Source organism: Haladaptatus sp., from assembly GCF_049589095.1.
Taxonomy (GTDB): Archaea; Halobacteriota; Halobacteria; order Halobacteriales; family Haladaptataceae; genus Haladaptatus.
In genome coordinates, this window is record NZ_JBAWAC010000610.1 from 25,383 (window position 1) to 51,552 (window position 26,170).

22 protein-coding genes are annotated in these 26,170 nt (G+C 53.9%); 9 read left to right on the forward strand and 13 right to left on the reverse strand.

The annotated features are described in order from the left end of the window. Positions 1 to 130: 130 nt before the first annotated feature. Positions 131 to 1,945: a glutamine--fructose-6-phosphate transaminase (isomerizing) gene (gene glmS / locus WBV42_RS19265; RefSeq protein ID WP_423987471.1), complete on the forward strand. Its 1,815-nt coding sequence runs from the start codon at positions 131 to 133 to the stop codon at positions 1,943 to 1,945. Positions 1,946 to 2,930: 985 nt separating this feature from the next. Here the strand turns inward: glmS and glmM are convergent. Next, positions 2,931 to 4,244 carry a phosphoglucosamine mutase gene (gene glmM / locus WBV42_RS19270; protein ID WP_423987472.1) on the reverse strand — a complete coding sequence of 438 codons (1,314 nt, stop codon included), beginning with the start codon at positions 4,242 to 4,244 and terminating at the stop codon, positions 2,931 to 2,933. A 183-nt stretch (positions 4,245 to 4,427) separates the two neighbouring features. On the opposite strand from glmM, the gene WBV42_RS19275 reads away from it, so the two are divergent. Both WBV42_RS19275 and WBV42_RS19280 read left to right on the forward strand, forming a co-directional pair. Continuing rightward, complete coding sequence (locus tag WBV42_RS19275; RefSeq protein WP_423987473.1) at positions 4,428 to 4,859, forward strand: universal stress protein; 432 nt, start codon at positions 4,428 to 4,430, stop codon at positions 4,857 to 4,859. 188 nt (positions 4,860 to 5,047) lie between these two features. Beyond that, positions 5,048 to 6,280: an Nramp family divalent metal transporter gene (locus WBV42_RS19280; RefSeq protein WP_423987474.1), complete on the forward strand. Its 1,233-nt coding sequence runs from the start codon at positions 5,048 to 5,050 to the stop codon at positions 6,278 to 6,280. 157 nt (positions 6,281 to 6,437) lie between these two features. Here the strand turns inward: WBV42_RS19280 and WBV42_RS19285 are convergent, their stop codons facing one another. Beyond that, entirely contained in the window at positions 6,438 to 8,021 is a 1,584-nt protein-coding gene (locus tag WBV42_RS19285) for an ArnT family glycosyltransferase (protein ID WP_423987475.1), read from the reverse strand. Between the two features lie 1,994 nt (positions 8,022 to 10,015). Here WBV42_RS19285 and WBV42_RS19290 point away from each other — a divergent pair. Further along, positions 10,016 to 11,212 (forward strand): orc1/cdc6 family replication initiation protein, encoded by a 1,197-nt coding sequence (locus WBV42_RS19290; RefSeq protein WP_423987476.1) that lies wholly within the window; start codon positions 10,016 to 10,018, stop codon positions 11,210 to 11,212. 43 nt (positions 11,213 to 11,255) lie between these two features. Here WBV42_RS19290 and WBV42_RS19295 read toward each other — a convergent pair whose 3' ends face one another. From WBV42_RS19295 to WBV42_RS19315, 5 genes are all read right to left on the reverse strand, one after another. Beyond that, on the reverse strand, positions 11,256 to 11,483 hold the full coding sequence (locus WBV42_RS19295) for a DUF7576 family protein (RefSeq protein WP_423987477.1): 228 nt from the start codon (positions 11,481 to 11,483) through the stop codon (positions 11,256 to 11,258). Between the two features lie 462 nt (positions 11,484 to 11,945). Then, positions 11,946 to 12,659 carry a helix-turn-helix domain-containing protein gene (locus WBV42_RS19300; RefSeq protein ID WP_423987478.1) on the reverse strand — a complete coding sequence of 238 codons (714 nt, stop codon included), beginning with the start codon at positions 12,657 to 12,659 and terminating at the stop codon, positions 11,946 to 11,948. Positions 12,660 to 12,806: 147 nt separating this feature from the next. Beyond that, positions 12,807 to 14,828, reverse strand: coding sequence for a bacterio-opsin activator domain-containing protein (locus WBV42_RS19305; protein ID WP_423987479.1), 2,022 nt, complete (start codon positions 14,826 to 14,828; stop codon positions 12,807 to 12,809). An 878-nt stretch (positions 14,829 to 15,706) separates the two neighbouring features. Continuing rightward, a complete protein-coding gene (locus WBV42_RS19310; RefSeq protein ID WP_423987480.1) occupies positions 15,707 to 15,943 on the reverse strand; it encodes a UPF0058 family protein in 237 nt (78 codons plus the stop codon). 152 nt (positions 15,944 to 16,095) lie between these two features. Continuing rightward, positions 16,096 to 16,617: a plastocyanin/azurin family copper-binding protein gene (locus WBV42_RS19315; RefSeq protein ID WP_423987481.1), complete on the reverse strand. Its 522-nt coding sequence runs from the start codon at positions 16,615 to 16,617 to the stop codon at positions 16,096 to 16,098. A gap of 601 nt (positions 16,618 to 17,218) precedes the next feature. Between WBV42_RS19315 and WBV42_RS19320 the strand changes: the two genes are divergently transcribed. Together WBV42_RS19320 and WBV42_RS19325 are read left to right on the forward strand one after the other, a co-directional pair. Further along, positions 17,219 to 18,010: a ParA family protein gene (locus WBV42_RS19320; protein WP_423987482.1), complete on the forward strand. Its 792-nt coding sequence runs from the start codon at positions 17,219 to 17,221 to the stop codon at positions 18,008 to 18,010. Next, entirely contained in the window at positions 18,007 to 18,477 is a 471-nt protein-coding gene (locus WBV42_RS19325; RefSeq protein WP_423987483.1) for a hypothetical protein, read from the forward strand. The genes WBV42_RS19320 and WBV42_RS19325 overlap by 4 nt, the downstream gene beginning before the upstream one ends. A 48-nt stretch (positions 18,478 to 18,525) precedes the next feature. On the opposite strand, the gene WBV42_RS19330 is transcribed toward WBV42_RS19325, so the two are convergent. The 3 genes from WBV42_RS19330 to WBV42_RS19340 form a co-directional block, all read right to left on the reverse strand. Then, positions 18,526 to 18,882, reverse strand: a complete 357-nt coding sequence (locus tag WBV42_RS19330) for a PadR family transcriptional regulator (RefSeq protein WP_253229097.1) — start codon at positions 18,880 to 18,882, stop codon at positions 18,526 to 18,528. A 1,139-nt stretch (positions 18,883 to 20,021) separates the two neighbouring features. Continuing rightward, positions 20,022 to 20,978, reverse strand: coding sequence for a transcription initiation factor IIB (locus WBV42_RS19335; RefSeq protein WP_066139049.1), 957 nt, complete (start codon positions 20,976 to 20,978; stop codon positions 20,022 to 20,024). A gap of 156 nt (positions 20,979 to 21,134) precedes the next feature. After that, positions 21,135 to 21,545 carry a hypothetical protein gene (locus tag WBV42_RS19340; protein ID WP_423987484.1) on the reverse strand — a complete coding sequence of 137 codons (411 nt, stop codon included), beginning with the start codon at positions 21,543 to 21,545 and terminating at the stop codon, positions 21,135 to 21,137. A gap of 125 nt (positions 21,546 to 21,670) precedes the next feature. Here WBV42_RS19340 and WBV42_RS19345 point away from each other — a divergent pair, with 125 nt between their 5' ends. Continuing rightward, positions 21,671 to 22,249: a DUF7344 domain-containing protein gene (locus WBV42_RS19345; RefSeq protein WP_423987485.1), complete on the forward strand. Its 579-nt coding sequence runs from the start codon at positions 21,671 to 21,673 to the stop codon at positions 22,247 to 22,249. A gap of 358 nt (positions 22,250 to 22,607) precedes the next feature. Here the strand turns inward: WBV42_RS19345 and WBV42_RS19350 are convergent, their stop codons facing one another. Next, positions 22,608 to 22,907 carry a PadR family transcriptional regulator gene (locus WBV42_RS19350; protein WP_066139052.1) on the reverse strand — a complete coding sequence of 100 codons (300 nt, stop codon included), beginning with the start codon at positions 22,905 to 22,907 and terminating at the stop codon, positions 22,608 to 22,610. A 221-nt stretch (positions 22,908 to 23,128) separates the two neighbouring features. Between WBV42_RS19350 and WBV42_RS19355 the strand changes: the two genes are divergently transcribed. Then, positions 23,129 to 23,362 (forward strand): UPF0058 family protein, encoded by a 234-nt coding sequence (locus WBV42_RS19355; RefSeq protein ID WP_423987486.1) that lies wholly within the window; start codon positions 23,129 to 23,131, stop codon positions 23,360 to 23,362. 40 nt (positions 23,363 to 23,402) lie between these two features. On the opposite strand, the gene WBV42_RS19360 is transcribed toward WBV42_RS19355, so the two are convergent. Beyond that, positions 23,403 to 23,996: a DUF7344 domain-containing protein gene (locus WBV42_RS19360; protein ID WP_423987487.1), complete on the reverse strand. Its 594-nt coding sequence runs from the start codon at positions 23,994 to 23,996 to the stop codon at positions 23,403 to 23,405. 764 nt (positions 23,997 to 24,760) lie between these two features. Between WBV42_RS19360 and WBV42_RS19365 the strand changes: the two genes are divergently transcribed. Then, positions 24,761 to 25,441 carry a helix-turn-helix domain-containing protein gene (locus tag WBV42_RS19365; protein WP_423987488.1) on the forward strand — a complete coding sequence of 227 codons (681 nt, stop codon included), beginning with the start codon at positions 24,761 to 24,763 and terminating at the stop codon, positions 25,439 to 25,441. Here the strand turns inward: WBV42_RS19365 and WBV42_RS19370 are convergent. Further along, positions 25,438 to 26,170, reverse strand: a 733-nt coding sequence (locus WBV42_RS19370) for a helix-turn-helix transcriptional regulator (protein WP_423987489.1), incomplete at its 5' end; no start/stop codon positions are given. The genes WBV42_RS19365 and WBV42_RS19370 overlap by 4 nt on opposite strands.

The following is a 26,170-nucleotide window of genomic DNA, read 5'->3' on the forward strand; positions in this document are numbered from 1 at the left end:
CCCATGAACTACCTTGACACAATAGACGGACGTGCGACAGTTCGTTCTGGCTTGCTTCACGATACGACGGGGCGTGCCAGCTCGGAACGACAGTACGAGCAGTCCACAAGAAAAACGGAGGAGACGTAGGATGTGTGGAATTATCGCCCGTATTGGCGAAGGGGATGCGATTACGAAGCTCGTTACGGGACTCGAAAACCTCGAATATCGAGGCTACGATTCGGCCGGGGTCGCCGTCCAGAACGGGTCAGGGATATCCGTCTACAAGCGTTCGGGCCAGATCTCCGAACTGAAAGACACCATCGTCGGGAGCGTCCCGAAGGGGAACGTCGGGATCGGTCACACTCGATGGAGCACGCACGGACCACCAACCGACGAAAACGCTCACCCTCACACGAGCGAGACGGAAAACGTCGCCGTGGTTCACAACGGTATCATCGAGAACTACAACGAGCTCAAAGAGTGGCTCAAGGGAGAAGGCTACGAGTTCACGAGTGATACCGATACCGAGGTCATTCCACACCTCTTCGAATACTATCTCGAGGACGCGTCGAGCATCGAAGACGCGTTCCGCCAAACCATTCGCGACCTCGAAGGCAGCTACGCGGTCGCAGCGATCGTCGATGGCGTTCACGCCATCTACGCGGCCCGACAGGGATCGCCGCTCATCCTCGGGCTGGATAGCAACGAGTACTACCTCGCCAGCGACGTGCCCGCGTTCCTCGACCACACTGACCGGGTCGTCTACTTCGAGGACGGCGACGTCGCCATCCTCGAACCGAACGGAGTGACGATGACCGACCTCGACGGGAACATGGTCACTCGTGACGTGGAACGGATCGACTGGGACCCCGAGGACGCCGGCAAAGGTGGCTACGAGCATTACATGCTCAAAGAGATCAACACCCAACCGAACGCACTCGCCAACACCATCGAAGGACGAGTGGAGGACGGGGAAATCAGCCTCGAAGACTTCCCGGACGGGACGTTCGCCGATGTAGACGACGTTCAGTTCGTCGCTTGCGGGACGTCGTATCACGCCGCGCTGTACGGACAGCAACTCCTCAATCAGTGTGGAATCCGTGCACAGGCGTTCCGAGCGAGCGAGTACGTCGATTCGTCGGCCAGCACCATCACGGAGGACACGTTGGTCGTCGCCGTTACCCAGAGCGGGGAAACGGCAGACACCCTCAGCGCACTGCGAGGTGCGAAAGAGAAGGGTGCACGAACCGTCACCGTAACGAACGTGATGGGTTCGACGGCGGCCCGTGAGTCCGACGACGCGCTGTTCATCCGAGCCGGACCGGAGATCGGTGTGGCCGCCACCAAGACGTTCTCCTCGCAAGCGGTCATGCTCTCGCTCCTCTCGCTACGGCTTGCCAAGGACATGGAGACGGCAACCCCACCGAAGGATCAAGCTGACCTTCTCCGCGACTTGGAGAAACTGCCCGAGCACGTTCAGGAAGTGCTCGACACCACGAACGCCAAACGGATCGCCAGCCGATACACTGGCAGCGAGGCGTTCTTCTTCATCGGTCGAGGGCTGAACAACGCCGTCGCAAAAGAAGGGGCACTGAAGTTCAAGGAGATCACCTACGAGCACGCCGAAGGGTTCGCCTCCGGGGAGCTGAAGCACGGACCGCTTGCACTCGTAACGCCGGATACCCCCGTATTCGCGCTGTTCAACGGCGAGAAGGACAAAAAGACGCTGCAGAACGCCAAGGAAGCACAAGCACGCGGCGCACCCATCGTCTCGGTCGCGTGTGCAGGCCACGATTCGGAGAAGATCTCCGATGCATTCCTCGAAATCCCCAAGACCCACACCGTCTGGGCGGGACTGCTGGCGAACATCCAGTTGCAGCTAGTGTCCTACTACGCGGCGAAGAATTTGGGCCGTCCGATAGACAAACCGCGAAATCTGGCGAAAAGCGTTACCGTCGAGTAATCGACGAAGGTAGTGTCATGGAACGCGGTCTATTTTTTGCGGATACGAACGGGCACGAGTCCGGAGTCGATACGCGTGAAACAGAGCAAGCAGTGCGAACGCCACGATAGTTACGTACGCAACCGAGAGGACGAACGTACTATCGACGATCCATGCACCAACCACCCCGCACACGCTGAGAATTGCGAGCCAAAGATACCGAACGCTCCAGTCGGTCGTAGACATCGTCCGGAGGTCACACGGGAAGAATATTATTATCAGGTGAGTAAACGCGTGGCTAGTCGCCACATAAACGGACGAATTCGACGGTGAAAAAGAACAATCAGTCAGATATGTGTAAATGCCTGAAAGTGGCAATATCGGCCGAGCCAAAACTTATTACTAGTATCGCTGAATAGTAACAAACGTCCCGTCGTCGCCGTGGCAGACGTCGGCAGGGACAGCTGTCATCCACTTTCATCCACATCCTTCTGCGCATCGAAGTTGAGAGCGACGGCTATGGGCGTCCGATGGTGGTCGTCGAAGGGGAGAGTACATTTCGTCTGTCTTCGCGGGAGGATTGGCAGGTGGATTTGGTAGGAGTGAGAGAGGTCATTTCGTGTGTCCGAGACAGACGAAGTGCGGAATTAAGTAGGAATTCGGCTGGGGGACACACGAAACGTACACTCCTTATTCGACTAATATTGGATGTCGGCTGTGTTCGCGTGATCAATTCCCATGAGGGTAAGTACATTTCGTCTGTCTCGTCGCAATCACACTTCTCAGTTCTCGGGCGCAAGAGCTTCACCCACACCACATGTCCTCTGCTTTTCGCCAAACTCATTCGTCACTCTTCGATACTCGATGTACACCGAAGTTCCGGAGTTAACTCGGACAGATACACCGTACTTCCGGAGTTCCGGTAAGGTTCCTCTATCGGCCCACAACTAGGAACTGCGGAAGTGCAATGTATCGAGCAGACCGTTACATCCACCCGTCGAAACCGTTATTCCGCGTACTCGGCCACGAAGGCGTCGGCCGTCTCGAACACCTCGTCGGCGGCGTCGGGATCGCGGGCTTCGGCGGCGATGCGAACCAGCGGTTCGGTGCCGCTGGCGCGGATGAGGAACCAGCCCTCGTCCAGTGATACGCGCACACCGTCGATGGTCGTAGCGTCGTCATAGCGCTCGGTGACGGCGGCCGAGAGGGATTCCATCAGACCGACCTTGTCCTCGACGTGGACGTTCTTCCGGCGGATGGGGTACTCGCCGACGTCGGCCGCGAGTTCCGACAGCGACCCGTTTTCGGCGACGAGTTCGGCGAGGCGGCAGGCCGCGAGGGGACCGTCGGGGCAGAGCGTCTGGTCGGCCCAAATCCACGCGCCGGACTGCTCGCCGCCGAAGACGACACCGGGTTCGGTGGCGCGCTCGGCGACGTACACGTCACCGACCTGCGTTCGAACCACGTCCGCGCCCTGTTCAGCGAGGACGTCTTCGACGATGAGGCTGGTATCGACCGGCGTGGCGATCGTTTCGCCCTCACTGGCGTGTTGGCGTGCGAACAGGGTGAGCAGCACGTCGCCCGAGATGAAGTCGCCGTTTTCGTCCACGGCCATCATGCGGTCGGCATCGCCGTCGTGTGCGATGCCGAGGTCCGCGCCGATTGCCGTAACGTGATCACAGAGCGACTGGCAGTTCTCCGCCGTCGGTTCGCTCGGACGTGCGGGGAAACGACCGTCGGGTTGAGCGTTCAACGTCTCCACGTCACAGCCGAGTTCGTAGAGGGCGTCGGCGGTGGCCGCACCAGCACCGTTCCCGACATCGATGACGACGGAGAGATCAGCGGGCGAGACGGCCTCGACGAGGGTTTCGACGTGTTTGTCGTGTGCCCCATTCCAGTGTGTTTCTTCGCCAGTTTCGTCCCAGCTTGCGAGGTCGAACGCCTCGTCCTCGATGATGGATTCGATTTCCGCGCGTTGGTCCGCATCGAACGCTTGACCGGACGGGTTCCAGAGTTTGATTCCGTTGTCCGTCGCTGGATTGTGCGATGCGGTGATGGAGACGCCCGCATCGGCGTCCTGCCACTCAACGCTTCGAGCGACAGTAGGCGTCGAGGCCAGACCGAGCATCACGACATCGGTACCACATTCGCGGAGACCGGCCGAAAGTGCATCCGCGAGGAATCGTCCGCTGTCGCGGGGGTCACGTCCGATAACGACGCGCTCGACGCCGGTCGAGGCGAGCGCTCGACCGACCGACAACGCGAGGTCTCCAGTGACTACTTCGCCGACAGGGCCGCGAATTCCGCTGGTTCCGAACATTAATTCGTACGACATCCGGGACGGCCAAAAGGGTTCCCTTCGGACGGGACTGTTCACCGGAAAGCAGGCATGAGTCGTCGGTTTTTACCAAATGAGAGAAAAGTTCACAACCGTCCGACTACATAGAATGTGAGAGTATATCACGCAAAGGAACGAATAGTAACCCTAAACGAGTGAGTGGGGATGTACACGGAAATACTCGTGGCGACCGACGGAAACGACAGGTCAGCCATCGCGTTGGAGCACGCTTTCGAGTTGGCGGCACAGTTCGACGCGACGCTCCACGTGGTGTACGTACTCAATACAGCGAACAGTCCGCTTGGACTCGACAACGTTCTCACCGACGTTCACAACCCACCGGGGGAATCGCTCATCGAGGAAATCGTCCAGGAGGGACGGGAGCAAGGTCTCGCCATCGAAGGCCACGTCCTCAAAGGGGTTCCCCACGAAACGATCGTCGAGTATGCCATCGAGAACGGGATTCGTCTCATCGTCATCGCAACTCACGGTCGAAGCGGGGTCGTGCGAGGGATGCTCGGCAGCGTCACCGAAAACGTTATCCGTCGCTCGGAGGTCCCCGTCCTCACGGTTCGAATCGGTAGCGCCGACGGCTGAGCGACCGAAGTAAACAAAATTTTGATGCTGTCGGGAGAATCCCGCAACATACCGGGGAAGACATCAGAGTTATATTTGAGCACGCTAAACAAAGAATTAGATGGATCAAAAACGGGGAGTTGGAATACCATGTCGCGAGTAACGAACGAGCGATCGGGATTCTCTGCTGACAACGGGGAGATGATGTGATGAAATACTCCTTTCGGGAAGTTCTCTCATACCTCGGACCGGGATTCATCATCAGTGTCGCGTACATGGACCCCGGTAACTGGGCCACGAACATTTCGGGCGGTGCGAAGTTCGGATCAGCGCTCCTCTGGGTCATCGTCCTCGCCAGTTTCATGGCGATGGGAATTCAGATAGTCGCGGCGAAACTCGGTATCGCAACAGGGAAGGGTGTCGCACAGCTTTGTCGGGAGCGATTGCCCCGGCCTGTCGTCCTCGTACTCTGGACTGCTGCAGAACTCGCGATGATCGCGACGGATATGGCGGAAATCATCGGCGCAGCCATCGGTTTCAGCCTCATCTTCTCACTTCCACTTTGGGCGGGCGCGATACTAGCGGGAATCAGTTCGTTCGCGCTTCTCGGGGTCAGAACCGCGCACAAACGCGGATTTCGATGGGTCGAACTACTCATCATGTCCCTGGTCGGCGTCATCTCGATCGCGTTCATCTTCGAGATGGCGCTCGCGCAACCAACTACAGGAGAGATCACGAGCGGGCTTGCACCGAGTATCCCAAATGCGAGCGCACTATACGTCGCTATCGGGATACTCGGTGCCACCGTGATGCCTCACAGCGTCTACCTCCACCCGTACATCGTCCAGGATCGTCGGAGCCGTCTCATCGAGGACGAAGGAGATACGGAAGAGGTTCACCGGCGTCACTTCGTCCTCGAAAGCGTCGATACCGTCATCGCGCTGTTCGGGGCCATGTTCGTCAATGCGGCGATGCTCATCGTTGCGGCGGCCGCGCTTCAGGGCACCGGCATCGAGACCCTCAACGAAGCGTACGTCACGCTCGATGGAGTGTTCGGTGGACAAGCCAGTTTGGCGTTCGGTATCGCCCTCATCGCCGCCGGACTCTCCTCGTCGCTCGTGGCGACGATGGCCGGACAGACGGTGATGGACGGCTTCCTCGACCTCAACATCAACGTCTGGATTCGACGGTCAGTCACGCTCATTCCAAGTTTGGCCGTCGTGATCGCCGGGTTCGACCCGACGTCGGTGCTCGTCACCTCGCAGGTCGCGCTGAGTTTCGAACTCCCGTTCGTCCTCATCCCACTCGTCTGGTTCACCCGGGAGGAGGGAATCATGGGTTCGTTCCGCAACTCGTCGCGAACGACGAGCATGCTCGGGATCGTCATCGCGCTCATCATCGTCCTCAACATCTGGTTGCTCTACTCGACGCTGTTCGGGTGACGTGTTCATCCGAAAAACCGGTAGAGTAGTTCGAAATCAATGCACCGATGGCCTCGTCGACGAACGCACCGACGAGAAAGGCGACGAGAATTATGGCGCCGATACGGAGCTTTCGGTCAGAAGCCACCGAATCTCAACGGAGTCCTGATTCATACGATCAGACGGACGACGATGAAGAGAGAGGTTCGGAGAGGGACGGAACCGGTTGCGGTCCATCGTCCGGAACGTGTGTCGGTTCCATCGGCTCTTCGATGCGGTATATCATCGCACCCTCGTTCTCGTAGACGAGTTTGTATCGATCCGAATCGACGAGGTGTTCACGCATCCACGGTTTCTGATATTCGTCGATGCCACGGACGGTGTAATGTCCTTTCGGGACGTACACGTAATCCGGGTTGACCTTGTTGGAAACCAACTTCTGGGTCAAGCAGGTTTTGCCCGGACAGCGAGATATCCGCTTGTACAAGCCGAGCTGATGCCGATACTTGGAGTGGCCTTTCCACTCGACCCCCCACGGTCCGATGAGAATCGTCCGGTCGGTCATGAGCGGGAACCACTCCGCGCTGTCGCCGAGGACGACGAAGTTAGCGCTCGGACTCGTGTTATCCTGAGCCCACTGCATCGCAGCCATGTCGTCGTCGTCCACGAACGACGGCTGTGTCGAACTGCCGAGATGGGAGTGTAAATCACCCGCCGCGAACGCGACACCGACGCTCGAAACCAGGATTGCGAGAACCATGATGACGGCGAGCGGTGCGGACCGGGAGTATCGCGTCCGCTTCGACCAGCGACGGACCAGCGGAACGATGACTTCGAACACGAGTACCGACGCCATCATCACACCGGCCGGGAACTGATACCGGAGCTTTCCGAGCATGTACGCGCCCGAAAGCATCCACAACGGGAGGAAAAACCGGCGCTTTGCGACGAGATATGCCGCACCGGCGAACGAGCCGATGAAGAAGATGGTCGGCATGCTCATGTCCAGCGGGTAGATGAACTGCTTGATCAGACGGTGCGTTCCACCACCCAAACCAGTGTGTGTCCCGGAGGCGGCGGTAAAGATACTGGGACCGTGAATGGCGATGATTTGAAGCCACCATGGGGAGGAGATTATCACCCCTCCCATGACGACGATTCCACCGTACACCAGTCCCCGGAGCGTTCGATTGAAACACGCGTACATCACGAGATACGTCGTCCCGAAAAAGACGGTGTAAACCGGATGGGTGAGTATGATCAGCCCGAAGAGGACAGCGGAGGCTAAGAGCCACTTTCTTTCTTCCGTTTTGAACAGTTTGATGCCCGTGTACGCGCCAGTCACAACGAAGAGGAATGCGGGGGCACGAACGATACCGCCCGCGGAGAGGTGCCACTGAAGGACGGGCGGTGACACTGCGAGGAGAAGCGTGGCGAACCCTGCTCGCGGCGTCGAGTCGAGTATCTCACGCGAGAGATAGTAGAACGGCACGAGATACAGGATCGTGACGAGGCCGGGAAGGAAACGACTCAGCGTGATGGGGTCGACGCCAGTCGTATCCATCAAAATTGCCGAAACGTAGTACATCAACGGTGGATAGGCGAACGGAACACCTTCCTGCGTATAAAGCGGGATTTGAGCCGGAAGGCCGTAACCGTGTGCACTTATCTCACGTGCGATTTTCATATAGAGGCCCGCACCGTACGCCGGGTACGGATGCGTCATGAGGTACGTGAGATACACCAGTACTCCCGTCCCCATCGCTGTCGCGAGCCATGCACGTTCGTCGCTGGCAAGCTCAACTAACTTCGATACGACATCCCATTTTTGTCGTTCATTGATTTCATGTGACATCAGATTTCACTCCAACTTCGATAGTCGTTTGATAGTTTCCCCGACCGGGGTTCGCCGACACCCTCCGACACGCACCATTCGCTTTGTGAGTGGGATGGGCACCGATTTGTGAACCAAGTGGGCGTGAGAGTTGTTGCTTGTATGCAAGAGCGGCCGACTATACTTTCTTTCTGGCCGCGATGCTTACAATTCCTGCTCGTATTCCGTCTACGTTCGAAACGCGGTTCGGACATCGCAGTATCAAACACGTGGGAGGAGAGCACGGGGGGACGGCGATACGGCATCAGGGAGGGCATCTTTTTCATAGCGTGTACGTGGAGACTTTTTATTATCGCGTGACTAAGCCGTTCAAGCACTGTTTGAACGGTGAATGAACGATATAGTACGATCCTACTGGAAGGTGAAAGTCGCAGAACGATAATATGGAGATCATATATGGAAAATACAGCACAGTATACTTAATTTTGTGGAATCGTTGATAGCATGGAAACTGCTCGCACGGCCCATTCGAGGTAAGGAAGCGATCGTGTCTCGGGTGATGTCGATCGTATCCATTCGATAGTCAACCGACCGTGTTCGGAAAATAGGACAGATACAATCGGATAGCAGACAAAATAATACAAATGTCGATTTATCATATATGGTGCATGGTATCATATAGCGCATTCACACACACACCACGTTTCCAGTGAAATAGGAAAAAGGTGGGTGGAGGGTGCAAATGAAATGGGGGTTTGATGGGATATCCATACCACAAAACGACAAGAAACGCTACTCACCCCCATATATCATGTGGTGAGAATATAGAATAGAGGAGATATAAATATGGTTTAAGTATAATATATAGGGAGAAAAGAGACACCGTGTTTCCAGTGAAAATAGATGATTATAAATTTTTGATCCAGACGGAGAGGAAACACCGAGAAGTCGAAAAGGAAGCGGATGAGAGGGAGTTGACAAACAGCAATAGTCACAAATGAAAGCAATAGTCACAAATGAATCATGAAAAGGAGGAAGTGCAGTCAGCAGACAGACGCGATCTACAAGCCGTATAAGCACAAATTTCACCGGAAGCGAGGTGTCCAACGGAAAGAAAAAAAGCAGTTCTTGGATTTCCGATCCGAGCAAACGGGAACAAAATCACGGAGTGACAGTCAAGGTTACAAGAGAACGAAGGGGACGGTAAAAAGAAGCGAGAATGACGGGAGAATCGAGAGAACGAGGGAATTCACTGGAAACGTGGTGTGGGAAACAGATCGATTTCACTGGAAATCAGGTGTGAGAACACCCACGTAAAGCGGCTGAAATACAACACGTTTTCTTTTCATTTTCGGTCTTCTTCTCGCCATCAGCAGCTTCGGTCGCGTTCTCAAGACACCACGTTTCCAGTGAAACCCCCTATGAACTCGAGAAAACAGCTCAACCCCATTTCAATTCTAACTATTCGTGACATATGTCACGAATTTATCTTGGTTAACGACTAGCTTAATGAACTTTAATACACCTTAGGTATATATTTTTTTCTATTACCGTCTCTTAGATGACACGCCACTTATATTATTTGAGGCAATTTTTACCTGATGTTCTCTTCCCTCCCCCACCTTTTCAGCCTATTTCACTGGAAACGTGGTGTGTGTCTCACTCAATCTCATCCAAAACGACGGACACCAAAACAACTGACCACCGATAGCGACCGACCAAAGTCTAGTGCAGAGCACGATTGCGGCTCAACCGAGACCAGCAGAACTCAACCGAACAACCCGATTTCTCATGTATCTCTCATACCTCTGTTTCCGCCTCAACGGACCTTGCTCTGTGACGGAGATCTACATTCTTGTGACCGGCTCCTACCTCTCTTCGGCCCGGAACAGTAAAGGGATTTCACTGGAAACGTGGTGTCCATGAGCGATGCCGACTCGGACGAACTCTTCTCCCGGGAGGACCTCATCTTCGCCAAAAAGGAACTCCTCGAAATCAACCATCTCCCGACTCACGGGAGGATCGTGGGCCGAGACGATGAAATTTCTGCTCTAGCGAACGCTCTGAATCCTGCTTTGTTCAACCAATCACCGAGCAACGTCTTACTGTACGGAAAAACTGGAACTGGTAAATCACTCTGTGCCAAACACGTCTCCCGGCGTCTCGTCGAAGAGGCTGACGAGGAGGGTGTCACCGTCGGTGTTGCTTACGTGGACTGTGCACAGGACAGCACCGAAACACAAGCCGTCCAGACGATTGCGAGCACAACGAACACCGAGGAGACGGATATCTCGATTCCGGACAAAGGAATTTCCACTTCGACATACTACAAGCGCCTGTGGCGGATTCTCGACGCTCTGTACGACGTCGTCGTCATCATTCTCGACGAGATCGACAAGTTGGAAAACGACGATATTCTGATGCAGCTTTCGCGTGCGGGTGAAGCAGGGAAACTACAGCACTGTAAACTCGGCGTCATCGGCATCAGCAACAAGATCAAGTACAAAGATCGGATGGACGAGCGGGTGAAATCGAGCCTCTGTGAGCGTGAATTCGTCTTCCCACCATACGATGCCAACCAGCTTCGAGCCATTATGGAGGCTCGTAGTGACGCGTTCAAACAGGGCGTTTTGGAGCCGGGAACGATTCCGCTCGCCGCCGCTCAGGCCGCACAGGAACACGGGGACGCTCGCAAAGCGATCGATATCCTTCGATACGCAGGCGAACTCGCGCAAGCGGAGAATGCCGAACGGGTCCGGGAAGAATACGTGAAGAAGGCCCGCGAACGCGCGGAAAACGACCGATTTCGTGAACTGATCCGTGGTGCGACACCACACTCGAAATACGCGCTCCAGGCCCTTGCAATCCTCTCGCTGGACAATCCTGACGTGGATGCGTTCCGAACCAGCCGGGTATACGAAGTGTACGAACAGGTCTGTCGCCAGGTGGATAGCGATCCGCTTTCAACCCGACGCGTGCGAGACTTGCTCCGCGAGCAAGCGTTCCTCGATGTTATCGAACAAGCCCGTCAGAGTGGTGGTAGTGCTGAAGGGAGTTATACCGAACATCGATTGCTGGAAGATCCGCAAGTCGTCAAAAAAGTGCTCGTCACCGAGTAGTAACCGATCTCGACGGACGAAAGCAGTTGCTGGGGGACGAATGTTACCGAGGTACGTTTATTCTCCCCCACAGCGCTCGACATCGTTTATCACAGAAGGCATGGATTCGGAACCCGCTTCCATCATCATTGGCGAGAACTGGATGCCATTCGTTCGTCTCAACTATCGAACCGCAGTACGAACAGATATCCGTCTCTGTCTTCGTTTCGGTCTCTCTCGATATCCCTGTCTCCCTCGATACGAGACCCCCTCTTCTATCGTTTCTACTCATCGCTCTGTTCTCGATTAACACACACTTCCGTCATATTATATATTTTTCTATCCATTACTCGTCATAGAGCCTGATATCGATTATTCCAAAATATATAAAACACGATAAGGGCGAGTACTCCCCCTGCGAGGAGAGCCGCCCAAAGCGTATGCGTGAGTCCTCGGTGTGATAACTGTGCGATATGGAGGTCGATATCGGGTGCGATACCCATGGCCAGTGCTGTTACAGTTACTATTTTCGCCGCCCGTATTTTGTCGTGCGTAACTAATCCGAAAATGATGAATCCAAAGACGAACAGTACTATCCCGAAGTGACCGAGCGGGTTCATGTGGTCACCGGACGCTTGACATCCCCTGACATGCTCAAACGATCCTATGTACTGTCCCTCCCAAAACGTGCGGCTTCAACCGTGTAGACTTTAAGTTCCTCCTCGCTGGATTCTGTGTTGTTCCTTCACTGTCGTCAGCAATCCTTATTCTCGACGGCTAACGTACTACCGATTAGTTGTTCCGTGTCCCTGCGAAGTCGCTGTGATATCGCGGATGTCGATATATCGAGCTCGTGTGCGAGTTCGTTCTGCGAGATTCGACGTGGGATCTCGTAGTACCCGCACTCGAACGCCATCCGGAGCAGTTGTTTTTGCTTTTCAGTCAGCCCCACGACATCGGATTCCTCGTGGTCCGTCGCGTTACCAAGTTGGTTGACACGGAACGTCACGTCGTTTTCCAGGCAGTACTCCCGGAACGAGACGAGTGCTTGGCGGGTTGGTATCTGCATCCTGACGATCCAACCGCCGTCCCCACTTTCCACGTCGAGGATACGCGCGTCGAGTTCCGGACAGCGTGGCGCGATGAGCTCGACGGTGGAAATCGGTTCCAGCCGATAGACTCGGCGTCCTTCGTACGTCTCGACGAGCACCGGCTCGGCAACCGTGTGGTCTTGTTGCAGTTCACGCTCGAACGTGTCGAACTCCTCGCCACGGACGGAGATAAAGAGATGTTTCGGCGTTGTCCCGGTCAAGTGTTCGGTTTCGATGGTGACATCGGTAACGGCTTTGATAGTAGGAGAGAGGAGAAGATCAGGACCGGAGAGGGACACTTCGGCGACGATATCGTACAGTTGTCGTTCGATACCCGTCTCGTCGTTATTCGATACCGTCGGTGCCAATTTTGTCAAACTGCCAGAATGTGGCTGGTTAGTGGCATTGTTGGATTCTCCACTCATCTCTGTAGTATATAATTAACGGCCGACTGATGGATGTTATAGCTATATTCGTAGCCCGTTCTCCCCCGGGCTTCAATATATATAAATCGTATCCCTGTTTCACTCGTCTTCGAACAGTATTGTTAGCAAGTTGCGCTCTGATGCCCGAAGATGGCGATTGAACGTCGGCTGTGAGACTCCAAGCGATTCGGCGATCTCTTGCCCAGTGCTTTCCCGTGGCCACTCGAAAAAGCCGCTCCAGTACGCCGTTTCCAACGCTTCCGATTGCCGATCGGTGAGGCGCTGGCGCAACTGTGCTCGAAAGTCCTGTTCGGTCTGTACCGGCCGGTCTCGCTTTCGACGGGCGATGAGTTCCGTGTCGCTGTAGCGATTTTGGAACGTTTCGACAAACAGACGAACGTCCGCCGTTTGTGGCAATTCGACGGTCAGTCTCGCTTCCCTTCCTTCCGCTGTCGCGGATTTTGGAATCGCTCCGTGGTCGAGCAGCAACGAGATTACGTTCGTCCCCGTCACTGTGCATTCGAACAAATCCTTTTTGTCATCCCCGGAGACGTGTCGGATCTCGTTGACGATGAGCGACTGGTCGGAAAACGAGACGACGGATTCCGGCATCGCTCCTTCCGTAGTGAAGAACAGTCGAAGCGTATCGTCCGTTTCGTGGATAACGCTCTCGAATTCGAACCGACAGTCGGCCATCTGGATGAACTTGATGAGCGTAAATTGCGGGTCACACACCCGGAACTCCAGCTCTACTGCGCTGTCACTCACCAGTGCTTTCTTGCTTTCGACGGCGTTGATGGCGTAGGCGATCGTTTTTCCGATGTCTTCGAGCAGGGCTTTTTCTTCCGAATCGAACATATCCGGTCCGCCAGCATACACGGTGAGAACGCCATAGATACTCCCACCGTAGACGAGGGGAACGCTGATTGCCGCTCGATATTCTCTTTTGAGTGCTTCTTGTCGCCACGTTTCGTACGGCGGGTCACCGAGGAGATCATCGTCGATTGCTGGTTCCCTTTCCCGAGCCGCCGTCCATGCGGTCGTCTGTGCTGTCTCGGCCCCTGCCTCCGAGAGCTCGTCGAGAAACTCCTGTTCGTTACCGACCCACGTCCGCGCCGAGAGTTTGTCGGTCGTCGAGTCGTACTCCCCGATCCATGCAAACCGATAGGGGTCCGCGTTCGTTAACCGCTTGCAGACAGCGTGCTCGATGCCACTTCGCGTATCCATGTCGATGAGCGTTGTCAGTACGTCTCGAACGACCGATTCTCGGCGTTGTGTGCAGTTAAGTATCGCTTCAGTATCCGACAGGGCTGCTTCTTGCGTCGAAAGTTCCCACTCACGATCGAGACGGGTAAGTGCCGTCTCGGCGTTCGAAACGAGTACCTCTGTGAGGTTCGATTTGCTCTCGTCGTACTCGTTCTGCGAATCCTCGGTGACGATCAGTACACCGTGTTTTCCGAGCGGAAGGGCGAAACGTCGCCCGTAGTCATTTCGACTCTCGCTGCACGTTTCCCCTTCGAGAAATGCTTTCCACCCGAGTCCGGCGTCGATATCGAACAGTTGGTCGTCCGGTTCGGAAACGCCCTCCCATGCGACCGGTCGAAGTGCACCCTCTTCGCTGTCGTATCGTGCCACGATTGCGGACGAGTAGCCGAGTTCCGATTCCGCAACGTTGGCCGTCGTTTCGGCGATCGCGTCCTCCTCTTCGGCGTCTATCAGACGTTTCTGTGCGTCTTGTACTGCTGAAAGTCGTCTATCGTGGTGAATCCGTTTCGCAGTACGGTTCATTCTACTCGCCAATGCACGGCCACCACCCGCTGCTGGTATCCATTCCGCGAGGTCGTCATCGAGGACGTTCTCGACGGCTCGGTCATCCGCATCGCAAAATAGAAAACGTCTGACAGATGGGTGTGACTGTCGAACGTCCCGCAAGAACGAAACGACTCCCATTCCGCCGATCGCTGTCGTACAAACGACACAGTCGGCTATTTCGAGTATCTCGTGGATATCTTCGACGCTTGCCGTCGTTTCGACGGTGACACCCGATCGCTCTCGAAGCACCGTTGTCACTCCCTCGTCGTCGGGCGGGGAAACGAAGAGGACGCGAACTGCTTCAATCATTGTTTTCTTCCGTGAAGGGATACCTTGTACGACCGCTGACAACACCTTACTCTTCCGATTTCGTTCAGTTGTACGTTCTCCTACGGATAAAATATACGGTTGTAATATCTTAAACCCAGATATCTCTTTCAGATGGTTTCACGTCGTTTCGAATCCTCTAATGCTCGCATATACCGCTGGCTTTCCTGCTCTGCATATTGATTGCTCAAACAATTATCATATTACTGTCTGTTTCAATTGCTGCCTGTAGTTGTGTGATAACAAATCATGTTCGGATGCGACGATAACGGAAGCCATGTCCTCCCCACCCGTTCGAACCGGAACGCCTGCCCGATAGAAGTGCCATCGATCGGTGCTGGTAGTGATGCCGATTCTCGGACTCGCGACCGCGCGTCCTCGTGATCGTCTTCGTCATCCTTGCCGTTTTCCCGATAGTGCTGAACTGATCCCCGCTTGACCCGCTCTTTGACTGTGAAACCTCTCCCTTTCTATCGGTTGACCATTCCACACAGCCACCGGTGGTATTCCACTTCTCATTACCAATATAATCGGAATTGCTATCTGTCTCCCGAAAATCGCATGACTGCGGCCGATTCCCGAGAAGATATATTGTATAACGCTATACAAAATTAGCGAAAGGTTATTTACAGTTCTATAGAATCTGGTTTCTATTCCTGAAATATTCACGCCAGTAACGTGAATTAATTGACAGTAATCTCGACGATCGGCTTCATTTCTCCGATTTCGTCGTTCTGTCTTTGCTTCGACTTGGTCTCCTCCCTAATTGGTGGATCTTTAACTGTTCCCTCTCTGGAGAGCGTCGCTATCGAGCGCTACCGCTGATCGTTATCGTGATCTTCCGATACTGCTGTGTAGGATTAGTCGGCGTGAGGGGCGACCGTCTCGGCCGTCTCGCTCATCAGTTCCGTCGTAAGATCGTCGGCTAGCGTGAGCACTGCTTCTCGGTGGTCGTTTTTCGAGTGATGAATAGAAGTAGGTCGTGTATTTTGTCCGTCGTATTCCGGGAAGTCAAATGCAGAGTCGGATTTGATCTCGAATCGTGTTCGTACTTCCGAAAGCAGTCCATGCAGATGAATGAGCTCTTGTTTTTTCATCCCGACGAAAACTAACGACCGAACCCCTAGAGTATTTCCTTGAGACAACCTCTCATACGATGACGCTCAAAACCCGCTGGGGGCGTTCTACCGCTCTTATTCATTTCTCACACTTTAGTCGGGTACACAAACTCTCGCTCACGATGTGCGGTTCACTTCGTGAAATCACTGTGAGAAACTGACCCTTTACGGAGAATCGTATCGTTCGTTGGTACTTTCCCATCCGATGGCATGCTTCCTTCGGCGGGTCCACCCGGTTTTTCGACGATGATTCGTCCGATCATCCCGAGCGTCTTATGCGGGATACAGTAGTAGTCGTGTGTTCCCACTGCCTCGAACGTGTGCTCGTACGATTCTCCCTTTTGCAGGACTTTGCTTCCCCACGCAGCTGCGTCCTTCGGAATCCGATTGGTTTCGGCGTAGATGTTTCCTTTGTGGTAGGCCGTTGCGGAGTGGTTACCGCTTTTCGTGATGAACGTCACGCTGTCTCCCGGCTCGAGATACAACCCGACTGGGTCGAAGTAATTACCATCCCCGTTGGTTTTCATCTCTACTGTCGCGTTACCCCCCTTCGGACCGGATGTCGGTGTTTTCACCTCGTCGTCCACACTGAACGCGGAACAGCCAGCAAACCCCGTGGCACCGACCGTTGCGACGAACTGCCGCCGTTTCATGTTACTATCATTTGTCGATCGAAATATGTTGTTTCCGATACCCTCATTCGACACTACTCGTCGGTTCTGTTGGCTGACGATCGAACTCGTTCTCCCGTTACTTTGCCACTCTTTTGCCACTCTCTTTATGCACATGCCTCTCGAACTAGTTCAGGATGTTCGGTCGAACACGACGGTTTTGGACTGGGGTGGCTTTACTGGTAATTGGTGCTGCTCTACTCTTCGAAAGCTACATACCTGGATTCGACGGGCCAATTGTGCTGCTCGCAATCGGTGTGGTCGTACTCGCCGCCGGAACGCTCATGATCGCTGTCGAACGGGGACAGCGTCCCGTCTAAAGCCGTCGTACAGCTACTCCGGAGTTCCTCGCCCGCCCCTCCGTTAGTACCAATCGTGCCAAACCTGTTTTGCTAGACGAATCATCAAAACCGGTTTTGATGGTTTTTCTCTCTTTGCTAGTTTTGCTCACGGGCGTTGTTCGTACTCTCCCCTCCCTCTAATTCGGAATATTCGGCTTTTGGAACCCGTAACCCGTCTTCCGAGCTTCCTTTGTGAATGTCTGACGCAGTTTTATGTGGTTTGGACGGTTTTTCGATTTTGTATGTCCGATACAGCCAAAATAGCCGTCTCGAATCAGAAAGGTGGGGTGGGAAAGACGACGGTGGCTATCAACGTCGCTGGGGCGTTGAGTCATCGGGGGAATGATGTACTGTTTGTGGACCTTGACCCACAGGGGAACGCGACCGAAGGACTGGGGTTGGAATCGGAGTACGAGGCACAACCACCGACCCTGTTCGACGCGTTGACCGATCACGAGGTGCGCGGGGATGTCGATTCGCTCATCGTCGCCCGCGAGGAGATGGATGTGCTTCCGAGCAATATCGATATGACCAGCGTCGAACCCGAACTGACGATGGCAATGCGCGGCCGAGAGCGGCTCGTACAGGTGCTTGACGCGCTCGATACCGACTACGATGTCATTATCATCGATTGCCCACCGTATCTCGGAAACCTCACTGACAACGCCTTGCTCGCCGCTGAAAACGTGCTCATCCCCGCGCTCGCCGAATCAACGAGTAAACGCGCGCTGGAAATCCTGTTCGACCAGATGGAAGTACTGGAAGCGGAGTACGATACACAGGTTCGCGATCTCGGCGTTGTCGCTAATCGCGTCGAGGCGACCAACGAGGCGGATTCGATGCTCAAGTGGTTCGATGAGGTGTTTACCGATATTCCCGTTTGGGAGGTTCGAAAACGGGTAACCCTCCAACGTGCGTTCTCGGCTGGTTGTTCGATCTTCGAGTTCGAGGAGGAGTGTGACATGGCCGCCGTTTTCCTCTCTATCGCCGAGGACCTCGAACGTCAACTCGGATTGGTGGAGGTAACCGCATGAGTGACGAGAGCCGTGCCGACCGTCTTCGGCGTCGTCGCCGTGCACAGCGCGAGCAACAGGGTGACTCCGAAGAACCGTCCACACAGTCCGAACAATCAAAGCCATCAGAACAATCCGAACCATCAAAACCATCTGAACCATCAAAACCGGACAAAGCGTCCGAAAGCGACGAATCAGTCGAATCCCCCCGAACGCGGAACGTGGACGATACCACTGGTTCTTCCGCTGTGAGCGACTCCGAGAGCGTGAAAGCGACTCGCGTCGGCACCTACATGTATCTCCCCGAGAACCAACGTTCCACGCTCGACTTCCGCTACAAGGAGCTCAATCTCGCGTACGAACGAGCCGTCGGCGACGAACTAGAGAAGAACCGCCATTTCTATCCGCTGGTCGTACAGGCCGGACTCGAAGCACTCGACGGAGTGGATGGAGAAGAGATTAGAGAACGTCTCATACAGTTCGAGTGAACGCTTACGCGTCGGCACTACTCTAAAAAGATCGGGGACCGTCGGGGGTTATTGGGCCGCTTCGAGGAGCGATTTGACCTTTTCCGCGCGCTCGTCGTTCGTGATGAACTTCTTGAAGCGCCATTCGAACGAGTCGAGGAGAACCTCGATACCCTCGTCCGTAATCGCATACTCGTTCGTCCGTTTGTCGAGTTCGCTCTTCTCGACCAGCCCACGTTCGATAAGCGTATCGAGGTTGGGGTACAGACGGCCGTGGTTCACTTCCTCATCGTAGAAGTCCTCGAGCTCGCGCTTGATAGCGAGACCGTATCGGGATTCTTCTGCGAGGACTATCAGGACGTTTTGCTGAAACGCGGTGAGGTCGCGTGCGGTCGCCACGTTACTAACCGTTTCTGCCTCTGACATGGTAGTATGGTGTGATATTCTTTGACAGAGGTTATAAACCTTCCTACTTCAGACAATATTTATGCCCCCCTATTACAAATATTATTTAACAGTATCCGATTGATCGAAGATTATTGAGTAATGTCTATAGATATTTGGCACAATACTCAAATACTGCTCTTTCTCCGATTCTTACACCCGTAATTTTTGTGCAGCGGACAAATATCTATCGGACGTCGTATCGACGAATGTTTGGACACCTGTTACTATCCTCTGTCGTCATTCGACGATCTCTACCTGCTTTCGATCGCTTGTAGATGGCGTCGGCTGTTGTAATTCCGATCCCAACTCTTCGAGCGTGGATCCGGCCTCATTGATCGACTTGTCGGGCAAATCAAGTCGTATCTGTAGATTACAGTCGCGGCAACAGGCGTCTCCGACGATCCCCTGTTCGTCGTCCTGCCAAATGTCGACCCGAAAGTGCCGGTTATCACAGTCCTCCGACGGACATTCTATCTCCCCGGAATTTAACATCGACTCGAGGTTCTCCTCGACGAGTTCAATAATATCAATCATATTCCCAACAAAGACTCCAAAATATTTAATGATACTGATCAATATCTATTTTGATAATTGGTCCTGACACTCCTTCACCATCTCCCCATCACTGGTATTGATGCTTCTATTGTCGTTTAATTGGTGGATAATAATGTGCTCTATCGACGTCGTGTTTAGTACGCCCTCATGTGGGCGTCTTGTGTGCGTTACGGTAAACGACTCGCTCGGCGTTGCCGGAGGCGATGGTAGTGGGTTGGCACCCCGCTCCGTGTCACCATCCTCCTACGAAAGTTCTCCTTCCGGGCGAACGTTTCCTTCCACTTGACGTAACTTCGATAGTGTACCCTCCGCGTTTTACGATCCATTCCGACGAAACGTGACGGAGAAGTTCCGTCCCGATTCGCATAGAAAATCCAACAATATGTGTTCTCCCCCAGCAGCCACGCCCAAGGGAGATGTTAAATGCCAGACGTTCACACGACTTCTGACATCTCATACTCATCGGGAATCAGGGTGCCCGATGTAGCCGACCTGTCTCGCAACTAGTCGGAGACTTCCACGGGCAGTAAAAATTGGGCTGGATGTCTGAAGCGCTTAAACGCTTAGTGGATACCGAGCGCTTCGATCTGTTCTTGGTATCGATTTCGGATCGTCACTTCCGTCACTTGCGCGACGTCGGCGACTTCGCGCTGCGTCTTCTTCTCGTTACAGAGAAGCGAGGCAGCGTAAATCGCGGCAGCAGCGTAGCCTGTCGGGGATTTCCCCGAGAGGAGCCCCTGCTCTGCGGTCGTATCGATTATTTCGTTCGCTTTCGACTGTACTTCTTCACTGACACCGAGATCGGAACAGAAACGGGGGACGTATTGCTTTGGGTCGACCGGCTTCATCTCGAGACCGAGTTCCTGCGAGATGTACCGATATGTTCGGCCGATTTCTTTCTGATCCACCCGCGACACCTCTGCAACCTCTTCGAGGCTTCGTGGGATACCCTCCTGCCGACATGCGGCATACAGCGTGCTCGTTGCGACGCCTTCGATGGAGCGTCCGCGAATCAGGTCTTCGGCCAATGCACGCCGGTAGATAACCGACGCGACCTCGCGTACCGACCGTGGAACACCCAGCGCGGATGCCATTCGGTCGATTTCGGACAGCGCGAACTGCAAGTTGCGCTCGCCCGCGTCTTTCGTTCGAATGCGTTCTTGCCACTTTCGCAGTCGGTGCATCTGACTGCGCTTTTCGGACGACAGCGACCGACCATACGCGTCCTGGTTCTTCCAGTCGATGGTCGTCGTCAGCCCTTTGTCGTGCATCGTCTGCGTGGTCGGTGCACCGACGCGCGACTTGCTCTGTCGCTCGCTGTGATTGAACGCGCGCCACTCTGGCCCGCGGTCGACGTGGTCTTCTTCGACGACCAATCCACAGTCATCACAGACGAGTTCGGACTGGTCCGCACTATTGACGAGGTTTTTCGACCCGCACTCGGGACATCCTTTGACCCCCTCCTCCTCGGTTTCGGTTTGCTCCGCGCGGCGCTCCCGTTGGCGAGTGGACCGTTTCATCAATGTTCTATACTCAATGCGAACATTTAAATCCCCGGATGGCACCTCATAGATGACTTTCGGTTCCTTCTGACATCTCTGTCCCGGAAACACGAAGACAGCGACGTATTCTGGACAATGCGTATATTATCTATAGTGTATAAAACGAGAATAGGGTTAACAGCTAGGTTTTGCTAATCGAGAGATCTCGACCATCGTATCGTTGCTGTCGGGGTTCGAGTCGCGGAACGTCCACGAACAGTCGAACGCCATTCCTGCTTCCTGTCCCTTCATGAGCAACTCGTTGAGAGCTACCTCGAAGTCGGCGGTGGTCGTATTCTTGGAGACGCTCGGTTGGTTTGGAGTTGGATCGGCTAGTTCAGGGCGCGGGGCGAGGCTCGTTATTTCCACCATCACATCGTCATATTCGAGCTTGTCATGACGGAACGTCCACGAGCGGTCGAGTTGGACGCCGTTTTCACGTGCTGTGGAAACGAGGACTTCGAGAGTTCGTTCGAACTCCTCGGGAGATGCTGCCCAGGCGGGTATGTGGTTTGCCTGGCTCATTTCATTCAGTGCTACGTACATCCCCCATATAAACTCGGAATGCCGTTCCGTGCAGTTCCGATCCTTTTCACCGTTTGAAACAGTTTGAAACGGTATGGGAGGGCATCGTCGGTTTATTATCTCGCCAGATGATGGTTATCCTAGTCATGAGCACGACGGAGCGACCTTCGATTAGTATCGATGACCGGGCTTCAGATGGGGAATCGGTAATCGAGGGGGAAATCTCGACGGACGACGTGTTCCACATCCTTCAGAGTCGACGGCGTCGTGCCGCGATTCGATATCTCCGCGAGACGGAAGGTCCGGTCGAGATGCGTGACCTTGCGGAGCAGGTCGCGGCGTGGGAGAACGAGACGACGGTCCAAGCGCTCACCTCGGACGAGTGTCAACGTACCTACATTCCTCTCTACCCATCCCACCTTCCCAAACTCGACGAAGAAGGCGTCATCGAGTACAACAAAGATCGCGGTATAGTCAGAAAGGCCCCGCTAGCAGCCGAGTTAGAACGGTATTTGCCCGTCGAGGAGTCATCGGACATCGAGACCGACGGTGACGAACACCGATGGGATACGTATTACCTCTGTGTCTCCTCGCTCGGATCGTTCTTACTACTCGGCGCGACGTTTCACTTTCCCCTTTTTACTCTCGTCCCCAGCATCGCAGTGGTCGCATGTGTGCTAGCTGTATTTTGGCTCGTGTCTGTTAGCCACTCCTTCTCCGTGTGATTTCCATGCAGCGTGACGATAGCCGGGAGCAACGCGAACTGTCATCGTTTTCATCCCCTCTCAGCGTAATTCGTCTAAGCAGTTCTCACAGATGTCTACGCTCGCTCGGAGATACGCTTCTTGCTCTTGTAATTCCATTTCGATGTGCGTTACTGGGACGTAATCTTTGCAGTATGCACATCGTTCGATAGCGTCGACTCGGTTCGATACGTCGTGATTTCTCGGCATTATCTCCGCTCCCGTTGCAGTCCGATGGCCATCAGGTGGGGATATGAAAAGAACCCTCCAAAAGGTATGCGTTAGTAGTTCCGTACTTTAAGTACAAACGGACTACAACGGACGGAAAAAGGCGGTGCCGTCAGTCTGCGAGTTCTGCTGCTTCTTTCTCGCCAACGTACTGTGCTTCCCACTCCCGTCGTGCTTCGATCTCCCGCTGACCACGTCGAGTAAGGGTGTAGTAGTTCGTTCGGCGGTCGACTTGTCCTTTCTCGACTAGTCCTTTGTCCACGAGGGTGTCGAGGTTGGGGTACAGACGCCCGTGGTGAATGTCCTTCTCGTAGTAGTCTTCGAGTTCTTCTTTGATGGCGAGGCCGTGTGGTTCGGTCAACCCGTTGATGACGTACAACAGGTCTCGCTGGAAGCCAGTCAGGTCGTACATGTTCGACTCGATGTTATGTCTATGGGGTATTAGTTAAGTGCATGATAATGCTCGTCTTGCGCGGTGAAAATGGGCGTCTCCCTGTGTTTTTGAATTTGACAGTTCCTCAATCTTGACAAACATTCATCACTGTTGTCCGGTTTCTAAACGGTTATTCCCGAAAAATCTGTCCAAAAATGGCCCAAGATAATATATGTGCTGAGTCATCATGTGGCTATGATATGAAGAAGCAAGAGTTGATTCACATTCACGGACTGCTCGCGGAGGTACGGGCCCAGTACGAGGAACGAAACGATCGAACCCTTGATTTTTCTGAGTACGAACGGATCGGTGTCAACCCGACATCGATACATCATTCAAAAACTGACCACCAAGAAGCCATCTTTGCGCTCATCGGTGGCATTACTGACAATATGATCACGAAAGAAGAGCAACTGACGTCACACGCTAACTGATAGCTTCTGTACCTCCGAAGTATCGTCGAATAGGTCTCCGTTATCGTCCGCGCGCCCGTTCTGACATCGCTTGTGCGAGCGTTACGAGTGAGAACATCGCAACGATACTCCCACCGATCGCTACGCCAGGTAATGCTGCGAGTATTGGGGCGCCGAGAACCGTCCCCACAAGGAGAATGGTACTGAGCACCGAGACACCCAGATAGTACGACTCCCACGACGGTTGTTGGATCGATTCTTCGTCGTCTTCCGTTTGCGTTTCGACGGTAAGGTACCGGTCGAGTTGATCCGCCAGCTCCGTTCGCTCGATCGTTCCCCTACTTTGATTGTATTCGATGACGCCTTCTTCGTCGAGTTTGGGAAGGTGGGACTGGTAAAGGGGGATGTACACACGCTGACGCTCGTCCGAGGTGAGCGCCTGGACCGTCGTCTCGTTCTCCCACGCCGCGACCTGCTCCGCAAGGTCACGCATCTCGACGACTCCGTCATTGTCTTTGAGATAACGGAGCACGTGACGCCGTCGAGGGGTCTGGAGGAGATGGAAGATTTTATCCTTCGAAAGCTCCGGTTTAGGACTCACATCTGATGCGATACACGTGCTTCCGTTGTCCGCCTGAACTTCAGTAGCGCTCATGACGGATGAATTATCGCTAGAATGGGTAATAAACCAATAATGTTCTCCCGATTTGTTGCGAACGGTTGTGATAGATTGTTAGTTCAGTTAACGACCCTATAATATGTAAGATATCCATATCTGTTGTTTCTATTATTTGTAGGGGGAACCAACATATATTTCGATAGTTATTATAGCTATTATAGGATTAAAAACGGTGCTTGAGGCTCTATGAAGGCATTTACCGCCGGGTTCTGTGTTTTCCACCCACCTGTATGGGGATTATTGTCGGAATATATTTTTGAATTATCGGTCGTATTATCTTTGAATTGGTCTCTATCGTCGTCCGAAATGTCTGTTGAAACAATTGTGAACGGTATCCCTCGACTCTTTTTTTACACCCATTTTCCCGTCAAATCACTCTCGGCGAACGGTTTCGGTTAACCTCTCTATAGTAATCAGGCGATAAGACGTAGAAAGATACGCCCAGCACGGAGGCGGGGTGTGACAATATCCGGCCGCGAGGGTCGTTAGCGCTCATGACTCCTATCTCCCTCGTGTTCAGTTTCATACCTTCTTAGAAATAATTCAAGAAATAATTCAATAACGAAAGGATGCCTTTCGATACGATTTCGAATATCTTCCTTTCGCGTTCATTTTGTTCCCTAAAGTTTAAACCCAGGTAACGTAATACCACAACCGGATTTGATTCCTCGACAATGGCACATGGCGCATCCAATTCCGACAAGATACCCAATGAGCTAAACGATTCGTCGGAGGCCAGTATGCAGGATGATTCTTCGTCTACTTCCGCTCCGCAAACCCTCCTCGCCGAGATTTTCATTTCTCATGAACGTCTCGTTCTCGTTCCGACACTCGAATCGATCTCCGAACTGTCGGTTCAGATCGAGGGAACACCGGTATCCGACGGTTCGTTTCACTTCGTGTCCGTCTTTGGGAACGATTTTTCGTCGTTCGAACGCTCCCTCGAGATTGACACGACCGTAAGCGAAGCAACCCTCTTTTCGACGTCTGCTGACCGACGAACGTACCGAATTCGACCATCACCGGATACGATCCCGCTCCTTCCGACGGCCAACAACCTGGGAATTCGGACGCTCGATATCCAGAGCGGAAACGGAGGGTGGGTCGTTCGAATCCAACTCCTGTCGCGCGAGTCCCTCATCGATCTTCGAAAAGCGTGTCTGGAAATCGGCACTACGTTCCACGTCCGTCAACTGTACGATTCGGATTCGAATACGGATACCGACAGTACACGGTTGACCGAACGTCAGCGAGACACCGTTCTCACTGCCTATCGATCGGGCTATTACAACGTTCCTCGGGGAATCTCACAAGGCGAACTCGCGGCAGAACTCGATGTCTCGACGTCGGCGATTTCACAACAGCTACGACGAGCAACCAGGCAACTCATCGCCAGTACGTTCGTCGTTGATGAGGATTAAGCTTCGAACGGGGATTTCGATGCTTCCGGTTCGGAACCATTGAGGAAGACGAGATTCCCCCGTCCGATTTGGACTCGTGTTATCTCGTCGTTTTCCTCCATCTTCGAAAGCTTCCTGCTAACGGTCGACTTGGACCACGACGTTTCGGTCGTGATATCCGCCTGCTTCATTCGACCGCCGTACTGAATGAGAAGGGAACGGATCCGTTCTTCGTCGGTCAGCATCTCCTCGTCCGCTAAACTCCCGATCGGTGGTTGGACCGTCTCCGCACTCTCCTCTTCGCTTTCGGTCGGTTCCTCGACGCTGGTTTCGGTGGCGGGTTCTTCCTCTTCCAGTTCCGGATTCTTTCGGTCAAATAGGCCGGAAAGGATCGTTCGAATGGACGACAGTGGGCCAGTCGATGGTTGTTCCGGTTGCTCGGTGTCGTCCTCGGCTTCGGTCGTTTCAGTCGTTTCCGTGCTCGGAGTGTAGGTCGGTGTGGTCGTCCAATCGGCACCGCTATCGGAAACCTCGACGACGACGTCAAACAGCGTTTTTAGAGTATTCGTGGTTTCTGGATCGTGGATATCGGGATCCATCTGGAAATATCCGACCGCTCCTGCAGCTTGTATTCGGTGTGTAAGTATGTGGAGATAGCGAAATGCAGTATCAAAATCGACATATTCGAGGAGAACTGTCAGAGTTTGTACTGATACTACTGGTTGCGTTTCTCCGTCCGTCCACTCCTTC